Origin of the sequence: Pseudomonas zeae, assembly GCF_014268485.2 — a bacterium.
GTDB classification, from domain to species: domain Bacteria; phylum Pseudomonadota; class Gammaproteobacteria; order Pseudomonadales; family Pseudomonadaceae; genus Aquipseudomonas; species Aquipseudomonas neuropathica.
Genome location: NZ_CP077090.1, coordinates 3,569,222 through 3,586,278 on the forward strand (window position 1 = coordinate 3,569,222; position 17,057 = coordinate 3,586,278).

At 58.7% G+C, this 17,057-nt stretch carries 16 protein-coding genes; 12 read left to right on the forward strand and 4 right to left on the reverse strand.

Translation table 11 applies throughout. The features are described 5' to 3' along the window. The first annotated feature begins 7 nt into the window (after nt 1-7). From HU754_RS15590 to fapF, 9 genes are all read left to right on the forward strand, one after another. On the forward strand, nt 8-1,642 hold the full coding sequence (locus HU754_RS15590; protein WP_095048866.1) for a methyl-accepting chemotaxis protein: 1,635 nt from the start codon (nt 8-10) through the stop codon (nt 1,640-1,642). A 167-nt stretch (nt 1,643-1,809) separates the two neighbouring features. Beyond that, nucleotides 1,810-2,373, forward strand: coding sequence for a nicotinamide riboside transporter PnuC (gene pnuC / locus HU754_RS15595; RefSeq protein ID WP_099759084.1), 564 nt, complete (start codon nt 1,810-1,812; stop codon nt 2,371-2,373). Then, a complete protein-coding gene (locus HU754_RS15600; protein ID WP_186623303.1) occupies nt 2,370-2,894 on the forward strand; it encodes an AAA family ATPase in 525 nt (174 codons plus the stop codon). Before pnuC ends, HU754_RS15600 begins: the two co-directional genes overlap by 4 nt. A gap of 357 nt (nt 2,895-3,251) precedes the next feature. Next, nucleotides 3,252-3,701 (forward strand): functional amyloid chaperone FapA, encoded by a 450-nt coding sequence (gene fapA, locus HU754_RS15605; RefSeq protein WP_186623304.1) that lies wholly within the window; start codon nt 3,252-3,254, stop codon nt 3,699-3,701. A 1-nt stretch (nt 3,702) separates the two neighbouring features. Continuing rightward, on the forward strand, nt 3,703-4,278 hold the full coding sequence (gene fapB / locus HU754_RS15610) for a fibril amyloid subunit FapB (RefSeq protein WP_186623305.1): 576 nt from the start codon (nt 3,703-3,705) through the stop codon (nt 4,276-4,278). A 71-nt stretch (nt 4,279-4,349) separates the two neighbouring features. Then, nucleotides 4,350-5,354 carry an amyloid-like fimbrin subunit FapC gene (gene fapC, locus HU754_RS15615; RefSeq protein WP_186623306.1) on the forward strand — a complete coding sequence of 335 codons (1,005 nt, stop codon included), beginning with the start codon at nt 4,350-4,352 and terminating at the stop codon, nt 5,352-5,354. Between the two features lie 63 nt (nt 5,355-5,417). Continuing rightward, nucleotides 5,418-6,098: a fibril amyloid maturation endopeptidase FapD gene (fapD, locus tag HU754_RS15620; RefSeq protein ID WP_093432815.1), complete on the forward strand. Its 681-nt coding sequence runs from the start codon at nt 5,418-5,420 to the stop codon at nt 6,096-6,098. Nucleotides 6,099-6,142: 44 nt separating this feature from the next. Further along, nucleotides 6,143-6,889, forward strand: a complete 747-nt coding sequence (fapE, locus tag HU754_RS15625) for a fibril amyloid subunit FapE (RefSeq protein WP_093432818.1) — start codon at nt 6,143-6,145, stop codon at nt 6,887-6,889. A gap of 45 nt (nt 6,890-6,934) precedes the next feature. Then, nucleotides 6,935-8,242 (forward strand): fibril amyloid transporter FapF, encoded by a 1,308-nt coding sequence (gene fapF / locus HU754_RS15630; RefSeq protein ID WP_093432820.1) that lies wholly within the window; start codon nt 6,935-6,937, stop codon nt 8,240-8,242. Nucleotides 8,243-8,341: 99 nt separating this feature from the next. Here the strand turns inward: fapF and HU754_RS15635 are convergent, their stop codons facing one another. Then, the gene (locus HU754_RS15635) at nt 8,342-9,667 is read right to left on the reverse strand and encodes a sigma-54 dependent transcriptional regulator (protein ID WP_186623310.1); all 1,326 of its coding nucleotides are present in this window, start codon (nt 9,665-9,667) and stop codon (nt 8,342-8,344) included. Between the two features lie 354 nt (nt 9,668-10,021). Here HU754_RS15635 and HU754_RS15640 point away from each other — a divergent pair, with 354 nt between their 5' ends. The 3 genes from HU754_RS15640 to nhaB all read left to right on the forward strand — a co-directional run bounded on the left by HU754_RS15640 (nt 10,022) and on the right by nhaB (nt 13,446). Then, a complete protein-coding gene (locus HU754_RS15640; RefSeq protein WP_095048857.1) occupies nt 10,022-10,288 on the forward strand; it encodes a hypothetical protein in 267 nt (88 codons plus the stop codon). Between the two features lie 280 nt (nt 10,289-10,568). Further along, the gene (locus tag HU754_RS15645) at nt 10,569-11,870 is read left to right on the forward strand and encodes an NHL repeat-containing protein (RefSeq protein WP_186623311.1); all 1,302 of its coding nucleotides are present in this window, start codon (nt 10,569-10,571) and stop codon (nt 11,868-11,870) included. Between the two features lie 73 nt (nt 11,871-11,943). Beyond that, nucleotides 11,944-13,446, forward strand: coding sequence for a sodium/proton antiporter NhaB (nhaB, locus tag HU754_RS15650; RefSeq protein ID WP_186623314.1), 1,503 nt, complete (start codon nt 11,944-11,946; stop codon nt 13,444-13,446). 124 nt (nt 13,447-13,570) lie between these two features. On the opposite strand, the gene HU754_RS15655 is transcribed toward nhaB, so the two are convergent. From HU754_RS15655 to gnd, 3 genes are read right to left on the reverse strand one after another with little or no spacing between them, the layout of a single operon-like run. Next, nucleotides 13,571-14,392: an HAD family hydrolase gene (locus HU754_RS15655; protein WP_186623316.1), complete on the reverse strand. Its 822-nt coding sequence runs from the start codon at nt 14,390-14,392 to the stop codon at nt 13,571-13,573. Next, nucleotides 14,389-15,912 carry a glucose-6-phosphate dehydrogenase gene (zwf, locus tag HU754_RS15660; protein ID WP_186623318.1) on the reverse strand — a complete coding sequence of 508 codons (1,524 nt, stop codon included), beginning with the start codon at nt 15,910-15,912 and terminating at the stop codon, nt 14,389-14,391. The genes HU754_RS15655 and zwf overlap by 4 nt, the downstream gene beginning before the upstream one ends. Then, nucleotides 15,909-16,889 (reverse strand): phosphogluconate dehydrogenase (NAD(+)-dependent, decarboxylating), encoded by a 981-nt coding sequence (gene gnd / locus HU754_RS15665; RefSeq protein ID WP_186623320.1) that lies wholly within the window; start codon nt 16,887-16,889, stop codon nt 15,909-15,911. The genes zwf and gnd overlap by 4 nt, the downstream gene beginning before the upstream one ends. Between the last annotated feature and the right edge of the window lie 168 nt (nt 16,890-17,057).

Sequence of the window (17,057 nt, forward strand, 5' to 3'; positions counted from 1 at the left end):
CAGCGTTATGAACAGCTTGCGCAGTGTGTCGATCAGCCGACGCTTGTGGCTCATCTTGATTGTGGCGGTGGTCATGTTGCTGACCTTGGGCGTGTTGATGCTCAAGCAGATCCACGACGATCTCTACCACGCCAAGGCCCAGAAAACCCAGCACGTAGTACAGACCGCCAGCGGCCTGCTCACCTACTACCACGACCTCGAAACCGCCGGCACCCTGAGCAAAGAGGCGGCACAGAAACAGGCGCTGACGGCGATTCGTGGCCTGCGCTACGACCAGAGCGATTATTTCTGGATCAACGACCTCACGCCCGTGATGGTCATGCACCCGACCAACCCGAAACTCGAAGGCCAGAACCTCTCGGCGATCCGCGATCCGGACGGTTTTGCGGTGTTCAACGAAATGGTCGCCATCGCCAGGTCCAAAGGCGCCGGCATGGTCGACTACCGTTGGCCGAAACCCGGCGCCAGTGAGCCGGTGGCCAAGACCTCCTACGTCAAACTGTTCGAGCCGTGGGGCTGGGTGCTCGGCTCCGGGGTTTACGTCGACGACGTGCAGGCGGAATTCCAGGGCCAAGTGATCAAGGCTACGGTCATCGGCCTGGTGATCGCCGTGATCATGGCGCTGTTGGTGATCCTCATCGCGCGCAGCATCGTCCGCCCATTGCAGGAAACCGTGAACGCCATGGCCAACATTGCCAGCGGTGAAAGCGACCTGACCCGCAGCCTCGATACCCATGGCAAAGATGAAGTCACTGAACTGGCGCATCACTTCAACGCCTTCACCGCCAAGCTGCGCCGGGTGATCGGTGATTTGCAGGTGTCGGCCAGCGCCTTGGGCCAGTCGTCCAGCGAACTGGGCAACGACGCCTCGCAAGCGCAGCAACGCAGCCAGCAGCAATCGCAGCAGATGGAACTGGTGGCCACGGCGATCAACGAAGTGACCTATGGCGTGCAGGACGTGGCAAAGAACGCCGAGCACGCCGCCGCCGAAATGCGCGATGCCGAAGCGCAGGCGCAACAGGGCCAGATCAATATCGACGGCAGCTTGCAGCAGATAGACAAGCTGTCCGGCACCATTGATCAAGCGGTGGAAGTGATTCGCACCTTGGCTGCCGAAAGCACGCAGATCGGCAGCGTATTAGAGGTGATCCGTTCGATTGCCGAACAGACCAACCTGCTCGCGCTTAATGCCGCGATTGAAGCGGCGCGGGCCGGGGAGCAAGGTCGCGGGTTTGCCGTGGTGGCGGATGAAGTACGCTTGTTGGCGCAACGTACGCAGAAGTCGACGGCGGAAATCCAGTCGATGATCGAGCGTCTGCAGAACCATTCCGAAGCCGCTGTGAAAGTGATCGGCGACAGCAGCAAGGCGTCGCAACTGACCATCGAACAAGCCGGGTTGGCCGGTGCGAGTCTGAATGCGATTGGCCAGGCACTGCGTAATCTCAATGGCCTGAACGCTTCGATTGCCAGCGCCACGTTGCAGCAGGCGCATGTGGTCGAGGACATTAATCAGAACGTCACTCAGGCGGCCGGCCTCTCGCATAGCACGGCGATCGCTGCCGAACAGTCGAGTGCGGCCAGCCTGAAGCTTGGCCAGTTGAGCGAACAACTCAACGCCCTCCTGCGCCAGTTCCGCGTCTGACCCAAAACCTGTGGGAGCGAGCTTGCTCGCGAAAGCGTCAGGTCAGTCAAAGAAGATTTCGACTGCACAGGCCCCTTCGCGAGCAAGCTCGCTCCCACAGGGTTCTTCAGTGTCTGGGCGAATGCAGTACAATCCGCCCCCTCCTCAATTTCCCCCAAGGAACCCCCATGTCCGGGCTTGAACTGTTTGCCGCCGCCCTCGGGGTGATCGCCGTGTGGCTGACGGTCAAACAGAATCCGTGGTGCTGGCCGATCGGTCTGGTCATGGTGTTGCTCTATAGCTGGATCTTCTTTGAAGTGAAGCTGTATTCGGACATGTTGCTGCAAGTGATCTACGCCGCGCTGCAAGTCTATGGCTGGTGGCAATGGACCCGCGCCGGGACGATGCATGACGGTCGTGAGGTCACGCGCCTCGATCAACGCTCGGTCCTGATCGGCTTGGGCGTTGGCGCGGTCGGCAGCCTGTTGCTCGGTGCGGCCATGGCTCACTGGACCGACGCCGCGCAACCGTGGCTCGATGCCGCGCTGACCGGTTTCAGCCTGGTCGCGCAACTGTGGATGGCGCAGAAACGCCTGCAATGCTGGGCACTGTGGTTTGTGCTGGATGTGATCTTTGTCGGCTTGTTCATCTATAAGGGGCTGTACCTGACCGCTGCGCTGTACGGGCTGTTCACTCTGCTGGCGATCCAGGGCTTTCGCGAATGGCGTGCTGACCCGGCGTTGCGCACATGAAGGTTGTGGTCCTGACCGGCCCCGAATCCACCGGCAAGAGCTGGCTGGCGGCGGGCCTGCAACAACGCTTTGGCGGCTTGCGGGTGGATGAATACGTGCGTCGGTTTATCGAACTCAATCCCCGCGACACTTGTCTGGCTGATATCCCGGAAATCGCCCGGGGCCAATTGCAATGGGAAGATCAGGCACGGGCGCAACAGCCTGCACTGCTGATCCTCGACACGCACTTGCTGAGCAATATGCTCTGGAGCCAGACGCTGTTCGGTGACTGCCCGGCCTGGCTGGAATCCGAATTGTTGGCACGGCATTACGACCTGCACCTTTTACTCTCGCCAGAGCAGATCGACTGGACCGATGACGGTCAGCGCTGCCAGCCGGATCTGGACGAGCGTCTGGCGTTTTACCAGGCCACGCAGAACTGGCTGGAAAACCACCATCAACGCTTTCAGGTCATCGAGGGCAATTGGGCCGAGCGCCAGTCGCAGGCGTTTGCCGCCGTCGAGCAACTGCTGGCTGAGTGACCCGGTCAAAGGGTTCCTTTCCCACGCGATTTCCCCTGTTTTGGGGACAAAGTGTCCAATCCTGAAACACTCACCCGCGTGCAAAGTGCCCGTTTCAGCACTGTTCACAGCTTTGTCATGCCGGTTGTTACGCGGTTGAAACACCTTGGCGCAAACCCTTGTGCCAGAGCTTTATTCAGCCAATAGACAGGTCAACGCCACCCTGCGTGTATCAGCCATGAAACAGGCGGTGTATCAGGCCTGCGCATCTATTCCCCAAGCAATTGAAATTTAAAGATATTTCAAAAGCGGCACAGCTTTCGCTCTCTCCTTCACAACGCTGACTAGGGCCAGCCCACTGAAGAAGGAATTGCAGCCGTGGGGAACATCCAAAAAAGTTTGACCTGCCTTCTGCTGATCGGATCAGCAGCCAGCACATTGATCAGCTTCAACGTGCAGGCAGAGGGTAACGGCGTGATTGTACTCAATCGCGATGTTCAACCCATTCCCATCGGTCGCAGCGGCGGCAAAGACCCCTACCCGACCACAGTCAATGCCAACGCTTCCGGCCGCATCAATCAGGCGATGAACAGCACCGAACTCAACGACGGTGACTTCGCCAGCGTGGCCAGTGGTTCGTCGATTCGCGGCGGTATGTCGACCGCTACCGGTAGCCTGCCGGGGACCAATGTACTGACCAATCCCAACGGTCTGCCCGGCATGAGTGTCGGTCATGGCGGCGGCGGTGGCAGCTCCATCTCCAACACCGTCAACCGCGCAATGGGCGCCGGCCTGGCTCCGCTGACCCGCATGGCTGGAGGCCAATAAGATGAATCGCACCCTGCTCCTGCTCGCCCTCTTCGGTTGCGCCAGCGCCATGGCCGCCGACCCCAGCTCAGTGAACAACGCGAACATTCAGGACACCGGCATCCAGTACCGCGGCAACTACAACATCAACCAGGCCGCCGGCGACCAGATGCAACAGACCAACACCAAGGCCATTGCCATCGGCACCTCGGCCAGCGCCACCACAATCGTCCGCCAGCACATCGACACACCCGGTAACCCGTCGACGAATGCCAGCGCGACCATTGGCGGCAACTCTTTCAGTAATGGCAACGGGATCCTCGGTGTGAACCAGGGCGCCGGTGCCAACAACCAGATGGCCAACGTCACGCGCGTCAGCATCAGTGCTGCCCCGCAGAGCGTTGACGACAGTGCCCTTTCGCAACAGAACGTGGCGCTTTTACCGAGCTCAGGAGCAACTGGTACCTCACCCGGCAGTCGCCAGGTCACGACAAGTGATCAGGCCTTCACCGGCAGCCGCGGGGTAATCCAGGTGAACCAGAGTGCCGGGGTGGGGAACCGTATGGCTAACACCCTGAGCATCCGGGTCGCTGACTGACCCAAACAACAAAAGCAGTGCAATTAGAAAGTACCAACACTTAACCAACTAATTAAGCACGGAGAAACACCATGAAAACTACAATGGCTCTCAAACCACTGGTTTTCGCACTTGCAGCAGTAATGGCAATGGCGGCGCAGGCAGGCGGCAACGATCATGGTAACAACGGCGGTCATGGTCATCAGCCTCCTCCACCAAAAGGTCCAACCCTCGAAGAACTGCTGCAAATCGGCGCAGGTGCCGGTGCTGCAGTACTCGACGTGCAAAATAGCTCTGGCAACGTTGTTGGCAACCAAGGCACAAAAAATAGTGCTGGTGTTGAAAACTCGGCCAACGGCTCCAACGGCAATCTGGGGATGAACAACGCCGCTGGTGACGGTAACCAACAAGACAACGCTGCGGCTCTGGCCACTGCAGATGAAAGCTTCATCTTCGGATCGGCTGTCGCTGCTTCCAGCGCCACTCAGATGAATACCGGCAACTCTGTTGCAAACTACTCCACGACCAACTCTGCCGGCATGAGCAACGTGGGTAACGCTGGTTCCGGCAACATTGGCGTGAACAACGCCGCTGGCAACTTCAACCAACAGAAAAACAATCTGGCAATCGCCGTATCCGGTGGCCGTGTGGCCCAGGCTGCTGCAGCTGCCAACCAAAGCTCTACCGGTCTTAACGTAGGCAACTACGGTACTCAGACCTACAAAACCAATACCCTCACTGGCACTGTTGCTGCCGTCGGCGTGTTCGGCGCCGTGGGTGAAGCTACCATCAAAGATGACGATCACGGTCACAGCGGTGGCGGTTATGGCAACAACGACAAAGGGCATGGCGGCAGTGGCGGTAGCAAAGATCAGAAAGCTACCTTCGAAGCCGTGGGTGTCTTCGGTCTGGCTGGCGTAACCACTCAACAAGTGATGACTCCAGACGGCTGGAAAAACCCTGTGACCAACAATGCTTCCGTCAGCAACGTTGGCAACAACTTCTCCGGCAACGCTGGCTTCAACAACGCCGCAGGTGTTGGCAACCAACAAAGCAACTCGCTGTCCATCGCTGCAGGTTGCAAAGCCTGCATGTAATCGCGATCGAAACGAAAGCCCCGGAAACGGGGCTTTTCCTCAGTCCGCAAAGGCGTATCGATCATGCGTAAGACTGCCCTTTTCGCTCTGCTTTGCCTGTCCGGCCTGACCCAGGCTGCCCAGATGCCAGTCGCTGCCCTCCCAGGCGGCGTACTCGTCTACAAGAACGTGCAAAGCATTCGTGAGCGCAAGTTTTCCGACATTGTCGAACAGAAAACCGATTTCAGCTGCGGCGCTGCTGCACTGGCTACGGTGTTACGCCAGGCCTATTGGCTCGACGTCGATGAGGAGCACATCATCAAAGGCATGCTGGTCAACGCTGACCAGGACCTTGTTCGCACTCAAGGGTTTTCCATGCTGGACATGAAGCGCTACATAGAAAGCATCGGCATGCGCGCCAGGGGTTACAAGATTCCGCCGGAAAAACTCGATGCTGTAACCATCCCGGTGGTGGTACTGATGGAAATTCGCGGCTACAAGCATTTCGTGGTTCTGCAGCGTTCGGACAAGGATTGGGTTTACATCGGAGACCCGGTTTTAGGCCACAAGCGCTACAAACATGATGACTTTGTCAAAGGTTGGAACGGCATTGTCTTCGCCATCGTCGGCCCCGGTTATGACAAAACCAATGCATTGCGCAGCCCGCCGACACCGCTGACGGCGAAGAACAAGCTGGATAACTTCAACCCTGTCAGAGATGCTGAATTGATGGACTTCGGGTTCATACAGAGCGACTTCTTTTAATCGCCGATTATAAAGAATGGGGCTGGATGTCCCGGGAGCAGCAAATGAAAACCTCATACTGGCTGGCCGCCGCCTGCCTGGCAGCGAGTGCGTCAGGCTATGCCAATGCAGGATTCAAACCTATAGAAATACAAGACAAGGAGTTGTCCGAACTACGTGGTCGTTATGTCATGCCGGGGCGGATTATCAGCTTCGGCATTGTCATGAGCAGTACCTGGCGCAACGCCAGTGGCGATTTGATCGGGGCTTCGACCTCGATGCAACTTCAGGCTGCAACGGTAAAACCTGAATTCTATGTTCAAACCATCAAGGAACACGGCAACGGCAGCACCCTTTCTACGGGTACCGGCACAATCACCGGTGGCGCCGGCCTCGACAGCAGCCAGGGCGTAACACAGAGCGTACGCGCTGCGGGTGACAGCAATACCGCCTATAACAACGTTGCCATCAACGTTAAAGAAGCCAGTCAGGCGCCAGCACTGGTGCCCACCCAAGGGCAGGCGCTGATGGCCGGGCAAACCATCGGCGGCAGCAATGCCGCAGGCAGCGTGGCGGTTTCGGCCAACGGTGGCGGCGTACAAATGGCCATTCAGGCCTCCGGCAATCAAGGTACGGCCCTGCAACAGGTCGCTCAAGGCGGCTTGCTGCAGAACACCCGTTTGCTCGGCAGTGCCAACGTGGTCAATAACATGACTCAACTCAACGTCGTCCTGAACAATAACGGCATGAGTGCCGGCGCACTGGATTGCAACCTGACTCAGCTCAGGGCACTACGCAATATTGGATATTGAACTACGCTGAGTCTCGATCATTGGGCTTAAAGGGACGGCTTATTCATGTATCGATCAGTATCACTGCGTGCCGCTGTTTGCTTGAGCACCCTTCTACCTGCAGCGATGCTGCAAGCGGCACCGGACGCCGACGTAGAAGTCCTGAAACAAGAGCTTCTGGAGCTGAAACAACGTTACGAAGTACAACAAAAGGCCCTGGCGGTACTCGAACAACGGGTTCGCCAGGTCGAAGATCAACCGGCGGCGCCACCACCCAAAAGGTTGGCCAAGTCGCCGTCGGATATGAAAGGCAATCCAAAAGTGGCCACCGGTACCGGGGCCGCAGCAGCGTCGGGGGGCGCAGCCGGAGGCAGTGGGGCTTCTTACGGGCAATCGCTGGCAGATGATTCGCAACCGGCACAGAGTGTGTCCAACCTGTATGACGAGGCCAGTGGCTTCTTCGGCGGTGGCAAATTCAGCTTCGAAACCGGTATCACCTACTCGCGCTATGACACCCGCCAGTTGATCCTCAACGGCTTTCTGGCCCTCGACTCGATCTTTCTCGGCAACATCAACCTCGACCGGATCAAGGCCGACACCTGGACCCTTGACCTCACAGGCCGCTACAACTTCGACAATCGCTGGCAGTTCGACCTGAACGTGCCGGTGGTCTACCGCGATTCGACTTATCAATCCGGCGGCGGTAACGGCGGAGCGTCCAACGTCACGACCGAGCAGGACGTGACACGCGATCCAACCATTGGCGACGTCAACTTCGGCATCGCCTACAAGTTCCTCGATGAGTCAGCCAACACGCCGGATGCGGTGGTCACCTTGCGCGTCAAGGCGCCAACCGGCAAGGATCCGTTCGGGATCAAGCTGCGCCAGACCGACGCCAACTCCAACCTGTTCGTGCCTGACACCCTGCCCACCGGCAACGGCGTCTGGTCGGTCACGCCGGGGATCTCGCTGGTCAAAACGTTCGACCCGGCGGTGCTGTTCGGCAGCTTGTCCTACACCCACAACCTGGAGGAGTCGTTTGACGACATCAGCTCGACGGTCAACCAGAAAAACCCGGGCAAGGTCAAGATCGGCGACAGCTTCCAGATCGGCGCCGGTATTGCGTTTGCGCTGAACGAGAAGATGAGTATGTCGTTCTCGATGTCTGACCTGGTGCAGCGTAAAAGCAAGCTGAAGCAGGATGGCGGCGATTGGCAATCGGTGGTATCCAGTGACGCCAACGCCGGTTATTTCAACGTCGGCATGACCATTGCGGCCACCGACAACCTGACCATTGTTCCGAACTTGTCGATCGGTTTGACCGACGATGCACCGGACTTTTCCTTCAGCCTGAAATTCCCTTACTACTTCTAGGAAAAAGCAAAAGATCGCAGCCTGCGGCAGCTCCTACAGGGATTACACAAATCCAATGTAGGAGCTGCCGCAGGCTGCGATCTTTTGATCTTCAGGTATCTAGCGAATCTGGTGTTTATGCAGCAGGCGGTAGAACGTCGGCCGTGACACCCCGAGCACTTTGGCCGCCACACTGAGATTATCGCTGTGCCGGTTCAACACATCACACAACGCCTGGCGTTCGGCGCGGGTCTTGTAATCTTCCAGCGTGCCCATCGGTGTGGCGATCGAGTGCTGACTGATCAAGCCCAGATCCCGTGCCTCGATCTGCCGCCCTTCAGCCAACACCAAACCTCGTCGCACACGGTTGGCCAGTTCACGGACGTTACCCGGCCAGTCATGTTTGCCCATGGCAATCAGCGCGTCTTCGCTGAAGCTACGCGGGCGGCGACCGGTTTCATGGCTGTAGAAGTGGGAAAAGTGGTTGGCCAGCATCGAGAGATCACCATGGCGTTCACGCAACGGCGCGGTGACCACTTGCAGCACGTTGAGCCGGTAATACAGGTCTTCGCGAAAACGTTTCTTCTCGATGGCCGCCTCAAGGTCGACGTGAGTCGCCGCCAGCACACGCACATCCACCGGGATCGGCTGGCTGCCGCCGACGCGTTCGATGTGTTTTTCCTGCAAGAACCGCAGCAGATTGGCCTGCAGTTCCAGCGGCAGATCACCGATTTCATCGAGAAACAGCGTGCCGCCATTGGCTGCCTCAATGCGCCCGACCTTGCGCTGATGCGCACCGGTAAACGCGCCTTTCTCGTGGCCGAACAACTCGGACTGAATCAAATGTTCGGGAATCGCCCCGCAATTGATCGCCACAAACGGTTTGCTGTGACGTTGGGATTGCCGATGCAGCGTGCGCGCGACCAGTTCTTTGCCGGTACCGCTTTCGCCGCGGATCAGCACCGGCGATTCGGTCGGTGCCAGTTTGCTGAGTAACTTGCGCAATTCGCGGATCGGCCTGCTGTCACCCAGCAGTTCATGTTCGGGCTGATCGACGTGAATCGTGCCCTGTCCGCGCAAGCGCGCCATGCCGAATGCCCGGCCAAGGGTGACCTGCACCCGCGACACGTCGAACGGCAAGGTGTGGAAATCGAAAAACCATTCACAGACGAAGTCACCGACGTTCTGTAAACGCAGGACTTCCTGATTGAGCACGGCGATCCATTCAGTGCCGCTGCGACTGATCAGCTCCTTGACCGCCTCGGGGCGTTCGAGATGAAACGGTTGTAATCGCAACAAGCCGACATCACAACTGCGGTCGGCGGCATTTTCCAGGGTGCAACTGTCAACATCCCAACCTACGGCGCGTAATCCGGGCAATAAGCGGTGGCAGTCGTCGCACGGATCGACTACCAATAAACGTCGTAACGCTGGCGCTTCGCTCATGACTGTTCCTTGGCGCCAAATTATTAGAAATGATTGTAAAAACAGTCATTTGGCAGACCCGACTGTAACATTAGCAAGATTTTGACAGCGCCTTGTATCGATTGCTTATAGGTGTACAAGCAAACGCGTTATAAGAAACCAGGTTGTTAGTTAGCTATCGACTAAATTGCTGTTTCAACCTTTCAGTGAGCTTTCAAAACCTGCCAACAAAGCAACACCCTGAAAGAAAGTTGAAATTTCTTTGTTTCATGTGTGACCTGCCTACCGGTTCGGTGCATCAGTACAAGTACCAGCCGAACGGTAAGCCCAACCGACGGCACATCATTTGATTGGGCACGACAGAGAGAAAACCCCATGACCGCCCCGCTCCGTATCAACGAAGCTCTTTTGATTGCCAACCACGCGTTCAAACCGTTCCAGTGCGTGGCCTGGGCGCCACAAGACGGCAATGGCGAGCTCAGCCTGACCGTGATCGACCGGACCAACTCGCACATCGGTCGCAAACAGATCCCGAGCAGCGCCTACTCCGATCCGGCGCAACTCGAGCAACTGTTGGAGCAGGCTCGCGCTGAACTCAGCGAAGAAGGTTACAGCCTGCAATCCTGGTCGATGCCACACTAACAGCCGGGCGATGCGGATGACGCTCAGGTCATCCGCCCTACTCTGTTAGTTCCAATCTTTTTAACTCTCCGTACTTTTGCACAACTATTTGCAACTTGTTCAGGCGTAACTGCTTGGCCGGCTTGCTATTGGTTCAAAAAGACACTGTTCTGGCACAGTGCGACCCTCCACCTGTTAGTTCTTACAGTTGTACTTCTCCCGGTTCAGGGATTGAATGTTTCGCTCATGCAGTTACCCGCCCGGTTCCCGGTACCAGGTCAACTCGCAAGGAGATGCGTGCATGTCCACTCTGAACACTTTCGCGCTGCCGGTGGTATCGACTTCTTTATTGAGCCGAGCCGGTCAACTCGACAGAACATTTGCCGCTAACGGCGTTGCTCAAGTGTATTTCGCTGGCAGTGTGTCCAGCCTGACCGAGGACATCGCCCTCGATGTGCAGGGACGGGTGCTGGTCGCAGCAAAGGTCGGCCTCGCCACCGGTAGCCGATTCGGCCTGGCACGGATGCTTGCCGATGGCTCGGCCGATCTGACCTTTGGCGATCAAGGCAGCGTGATCGAAACCTTTGCCCCGGGCTTTGAAGCAACGGCCGGTAAAGTCCGGGTACTCCCCGACGGACGCATCCTGCTCGCCGGCCTGCATTATGAAAACGCTCATCGCACCTTGCCGGCTCTGGCCATGTTTGACGCACAGGGCAAGCCGGATCTGCGCTTCGGTGACAACGGTCGCCAGGTGGTGCGCCTGCCCGGAGACTTGTCCATGGGCAGCCGTGATGCCTGGCTACCGCCGGGCGTCCCGGGTGCTGAAGCCTGCGACTTTGTAGTCCAGGACGACGGCCATATTCTGCTGATCGCCAATCACCATTTCGAACTCGCCGACCATGCCGGCATGCTGATTCGCCTCAAGCCCGACGGCAGCCTCGATGAAACCTTCAACGGCCGCGGCTTCGTGATGATTCGCCACTTACTGCTCAACACCTGGCTCAGCAGCCTGCTGTTGCAAAAGGATGGGCGAATTGTAGTGGCCGGCTCCATCGACTTTCCGCAGGAAGGTTTGTTGGCGCGCTACCTGCCCGACGGTCGCCTCGACGAACGTTTTGCCGTGGACGGCTTCATGGCGTTCAAGGCTCACGGGCAAAGCGCCCAGGTCAGTCAGGTCCTGGAATCGGCCGATGCACTGCATTGTTTCGGCAGCAGCCGCGACCCGATTCGGTGCATGGCGTACAGCCTGCACACCAACGGTCGACCGAACCTGCACCATCACGGCGTGCAACCACAGTTGCTGGAAATCGGCCCGAGCGGCTGCCAATGGAGTGCCGCCCAGCGCATGGCGGACGGCCGCATCATCGCGGTCGGTGCAACCATTGGCGGATTCGAAGCGGATTTTATTGTTGCCCGTTACCAGAGGGACGGCGGCCTGGATCACAGCTTCGGTGACGGCAAAGGCTGGCTGCGCACGCGTCTGGGGCGCAGTCTCGACACCGCCAACTCGCTGGCCGTGCAAGCGGACAATGCCATCCTCGTCGGCGGTTATTCATTGGATGGCAACTACCGGGCCATGGTGGCGCGTTACCTGAACCATTGAAAAACACGCACTGTACTTGATCTTCCGCAACGCATCCGGCAACTTGCGCGCTTCTAAAGACAAGGAGCAGCCGATGTCCGGTTCAATGGCCCAGGCGTTCGCGCAAAATTTTCTCGGGCACTCGCCACGTTGGTACAAGGCGACCATCGTCGGTTTCCTCATCCTCAACGCCGTCGTGCTGTTCAGCGTCGGACCGGTCGCGGCCGGCTGGTTGCTGGTGATCGAATTCATCTTCACCCTGGCGATGGCGCTCAAGTGCTATCCGCTGATGCCCGGCGGTTTGTTGTTGATCGAAGCACTGCTGCTGAAGATGACCACCCCCCAAGCGCTTTACGATGAGCTGGTGCACAACTTCCCGGTGATCCTGCTGCTGATGTTCATGGTGGCCGGTATCTACTTCATGAAAGATCTGTTGCTGTTTCTGTTCTCGCGCCTGCTATTGGGCGTGCGTTCAAAAGCGATACTGGCCTTGCTGTTCTGCTTTCTTTCCGCGTTCCTGTCGGCATTTCTCGATGCCTTGACGGTGACTGCGGTAATCATCAGTGCGGCGGTCGGGTTCTATTCCGTTTATCACCGTGTCGCGTCGGGCAACGATCCGCGCCAGGACAGTGAGTTTGCTGACGACCGGAACCTGCCGAAACTTCACCATGCCGATCTGGAACAATTCCGTGCGTTCCTGCGCAGTCTATTGATGCACGGCGCGGTCGGTACGGCGCTGGGCGGTGTCTGCACACTGGTGGGCGAACCACAAAACCTGTTGATCGGCCACGAAATGGGTTGGCACTTCGCCGAGTTCTTCCTGAAAGTCGCGCCGGTGTCGATACCGGTGCTGGCAGCGGGTCTGGTCACCTGCGTGTTGCTGGAGAAGCTGCGCTGGTTCGGCTACGGCACACTGCTGCCGGACAATGTTCGCGCCGTGCTGGCCAACTACGCCGCCGAAGACAATGCCGAGCGCACAGCGCGCCAACGCGCAGCCCTACTGGTGCAAGGCGCGGCGGCACTGGTCCTGATCGGCTGCCTGGCCTTTCACATCGCCGAAGTCGGTTTGATCGGGTTGATGGTGATTGTGTTGATCACCGCGTTTACCGGCATCACCGACGAACATCGTCTGGGCAGCGCATTCAAGGACGCCATGCCGTTCACGGCGTTGCTGGTGGTGTTTTTTGCGGTGGTTGCGGTGATTCACGATCAACAGCTGTTTGCGCCGTTGATCGAGTGGGTGCTGGCCCTGCCGGTCGAGCAACAACCGGGCATGCTGTTTATTGCCAACGGCCTGCTGTCGGCGATTAGTGACAACGTGTTTGTTGCCACGATCTACATCACCGAAGTGAAACAGGCGTTCCTCGCCGGCCACATGAGCCGCGAACATTTCGAGACACTGGCGATCGCGATCAACACCGGCACCAACCTGCCAAGCGTGGCGACACCGAATGGCCAAGCCGCATTCCTGTTCCTGTTGACCTCGGCGATTGCACCGCTGGTGCGCCTGTCGTACGGGCGGATGGTGTGGATGGCGTTGCCGTACACCTTTGTGATGGGATTGCTGGGTTGGTACGCGGTGAGCTATTGGCTCTGATCAACACCGCGTAAAAACTGTAGGAGTGAGCCTGCTCGCGATAGCGGTGTGTCAGCCCAGGAAATGGTGACTGATACATTGCTATCGCGAGCAGGCTCACTCCTACATTTGGTCTTGCGTGCTTTCAGCGAGGGAGGATGTATTTCTCGATCGCTTGCGCCACGCCGTCTTCAGTGTTCGGCCCAGTGACCACGTCGGCTTGGCGCTTTACGGCGTCCTCCGCCTGGGCCATGGCTATCGAAAAGCCTGCACAATGGAACATCGCCGGGTCGTTGCCGCCATCGCCGATGGCCGCTGTCTGCTCCAACGGAATACCGAGATGTTCGGCCAGCGTCGCCAGCGCGGTGCCTTTGTTGGCTTCCAGCGCCGTGACGTCGAGATACACCGGTTGCGAACGCGACACTTGCGCCATGCCATTGACCTTGGGCAACAGGCGCGCCTCCAGTTCGATCAACAGCTCAGTGTTGTTACTGGTCGCGACGATCTTGTCGATGCGCTCAAGATACGGCTCGAAACTCTCCACCACCACCGGCGGATAACCGAGGCCATGCTGCTCGCGCGGCACCATTGGCCCGTGCGGATCCTTGAGCAGCCAGTCGCCGCCGCTGAACACCCAGATTTCCACATCCGGTTGATCGGCGAACGTTGCCAGCGCGATCAACGCGGTGCTGGCCGGCAAGTAATGCGCGACCAGCAAACTGCCATCCGGGTTAACGATGGTGCCACCGTTGAACGCCGCCGTCGGCAGATCAACACCCAAGGCTTCGATCTGCTGCAACATGGCTTTCGGCGGTCGACCGGTGGCGAGGCTGAACAGCACGCCCGCCTCACGCAGCGAACGCACTGCTTCGATGGTGCGCTGGCTCAGCGTGTGGTCGGGCAGCAGCAGCGTGCCGTCCATGTCACTGAGCAGAAAACGGACAGGTTGTTGCGGAAAGTCACTCATCCGAGGCCATGCCAGACGCGGCCATCGCGAGTCAGCAGGTCTTCAGCAGCCTGCGGGCCGTCCTCACCAGCGGCATAAGTCTGCACGCTCGCATCCTGCTGCCAGGCGTCGAGGAACGGCTGCACGGCACGCCAGCCGTTTTCAATGTTGTCGGCGCGCTGGAATAACGTCTGATCGCCGGTCAGGCAGTCATAGATCAGGGTTTCGTATCCGGTCGACGGCTGCATCTCGAAAAAGTCTTTGTAGGCAAAACCCAGCTCGATGTTGGCCATGTTCAACGCCGGCCCCGGCCGTTTGGCCAGCAGGTCGAACCACATGCCTTCGTTGGGCTGGATCTGGATGCGCAGGTAAGTCGGCTGTAATTCGTCGACTTCGGTATCACGGAACTGCGCGTACGGCGCCGGTTTGAAGCAGATGACGATCTCGGTGTCGCGCACGCTCATGCGCTTGCCGGTGCGCAGGTAGAACGGCACGCCGACCCAGCGCCAGTTGTCGATCATCACCTTCAGCGCCACGTAGGTTTCGGTGTTGCTGTCAGGCGAGACGTTGGGCTCCTGGCGATAACCGCTCAGCGGCTTGCCGTCGACCTCACCGGTGCTGTACTGACCGCGCACCGAGTTGGCCCGCGCCTCTTCAGTGGTCCACGGACGAATTGCCCCCACAACCTTGGCCTTCTCGCCGCGCACCGCATCGGCGCCAAACGCGGCCGGCGGTTCCATGGCGACCATGGCCAGCAACTGGAACAGGTGATTGGGCACCATGTCACGCAGGGCGCCGGTGTGTTCGTAAAAACTGCCACGGGTTTCGACGCCGACGGTTTCAGCGGCGGTGATCTGTACGTGGTCGATGTAGTGATTGTTCCAGAAGGCTTCGAAGAGGCTGTTGGAGAACCGGCTGACCAGAATGTTCTGCACGGTTTCCTTGCCCAGATAATGGTCGATCCGATAGATCTGCTTCTCGGACATCACCTTGAGCAAACAGGCATTCAACGCTTCGGCGGTTTGCAGATCGGAGCCGAACGGCTTCTCGATCACCACCCTTCTGAACGCTTCGGGAGTTTCCTCCAGTAATTTGGCAGCGCCCAGTCGGCGCACCACTTCACTGAAGAAACGCGGCGCGGTGGCCAGGTAGAACACCGCATTGCCGGTGCCGCTGTCGGCGATTTTCGCCGCCAGCGCGGAATAAGTGCTGTCGTCCAGGAAGTCGCCCTGGACGTAGCTGATACCTTTGGCGAGCTTGGCCCACAAGGCCGGATCAAGCATCTGATCGCCCTTGCCGACCTTCGCCGCCACTTCGGTGCGGATGAAATCTTCGAGCTTCTGCGCGAAGGCTTCATCGGTAATGGCGTTGTGGTCAACGCCGACGATCCGCAGATTGTCGTCAAGCAAGCCGTCGCGACTGAGGTTGTACAGCGCCGGCATCAGCAAGCGCTTGACCAGGTCGCCGTGGGCACCGAACAAAAACAGCGTGGTCGGTGGTGCGGGTTCTGCCTTGGATTTTCTGCGGATCGTATGGGTCATTTCTTCGGTGTCTCCACGTGGCCGCCGAAGCCGAAGCGCTGGGCCGAAAGAATCTTGTCGCCAAAGGTGCCCTGACCGCGCGAGCGGTAGCGCGAGAACAGCGAGTTCGACAGCACCGGTACCGGTACCGCTTGTTCCATGGCCGCTTCGATGGTCCATTGACCTTCACCGCTGTCGGCAACCGAACCGGAGAAGCCGTCGAGCTTCGGATCGCTGGCCAGTGCATCGGCGGTCAGATCGAGCAACCACGACGACACCACGCTGCCACGGCGCCACACTTCAGCGATGTCGGCCACGTTGAGGTCGAAACGCTGATCTTCCGGCAGGCGCTCACTGGACTTGGTCTTGAGGATGTCGAAGCCCTCGGCGAACGCGGCCATCATGCCGTACTCGATACCGTTGTGAATCATCTTCACGAAGTGCCCGGCACCGGCGGGACCGGCGTGGATGTAGCCGTGTTCGGCGCGGTGGTCGTCGGACTTGCGATCCTTGGTGCGCGGGATATCACCCATGCCCGGCGCCAGAGCAGCGAACAGCGGGTCGAGGCGCTGCACGGTTTCGGCGTCACCGCCGATCATCATGCAATAGCCACGCTCCAGGCCCCAGACGCCGCCGGAGGTACCGACGTCGATGTAGTGCAGGCCTTTCTCGGCCAGAGTTTTGGCCCGGCGGATGTCATCCTTATAGTTGGTGTTGCCGCCGTCGATGATGGTATCGCCGGCTTCGAGCAAAGTGCTCAGGGTGTTGATGGTGTCTTCGGTCGGCGCGCCGGCCGGCAACATGACCCAGACCGCACGCGGTTTGGCCAGGCCGGTAACCATTGCCGGCAAGTCGGCGACGCCGGTGGAGCCCTCGGCGACCAGGTTCTCGATGAAAGCGGTATTGCGGTCGTAAACAACGGTGGTGTGACCGTTGAGCATCAGACGTCGCGCAATATTGCCGCCCATGCGGCCCAGTCCAATAATCCCGAGTTGCATGTGCTGATGCTCCTTACTACAAATAAATGTGTGTCATTGGTTATAGCCCAACGCGACTGATGGAGGTTAGTCCAGAGCGTTGCGATGAAGTTTCCGGGCATTGTGCCCGATCCAGACTGATAACGCCCCGAATCCTGCCGAAGACACACCGACCATGAAAAATAAAAA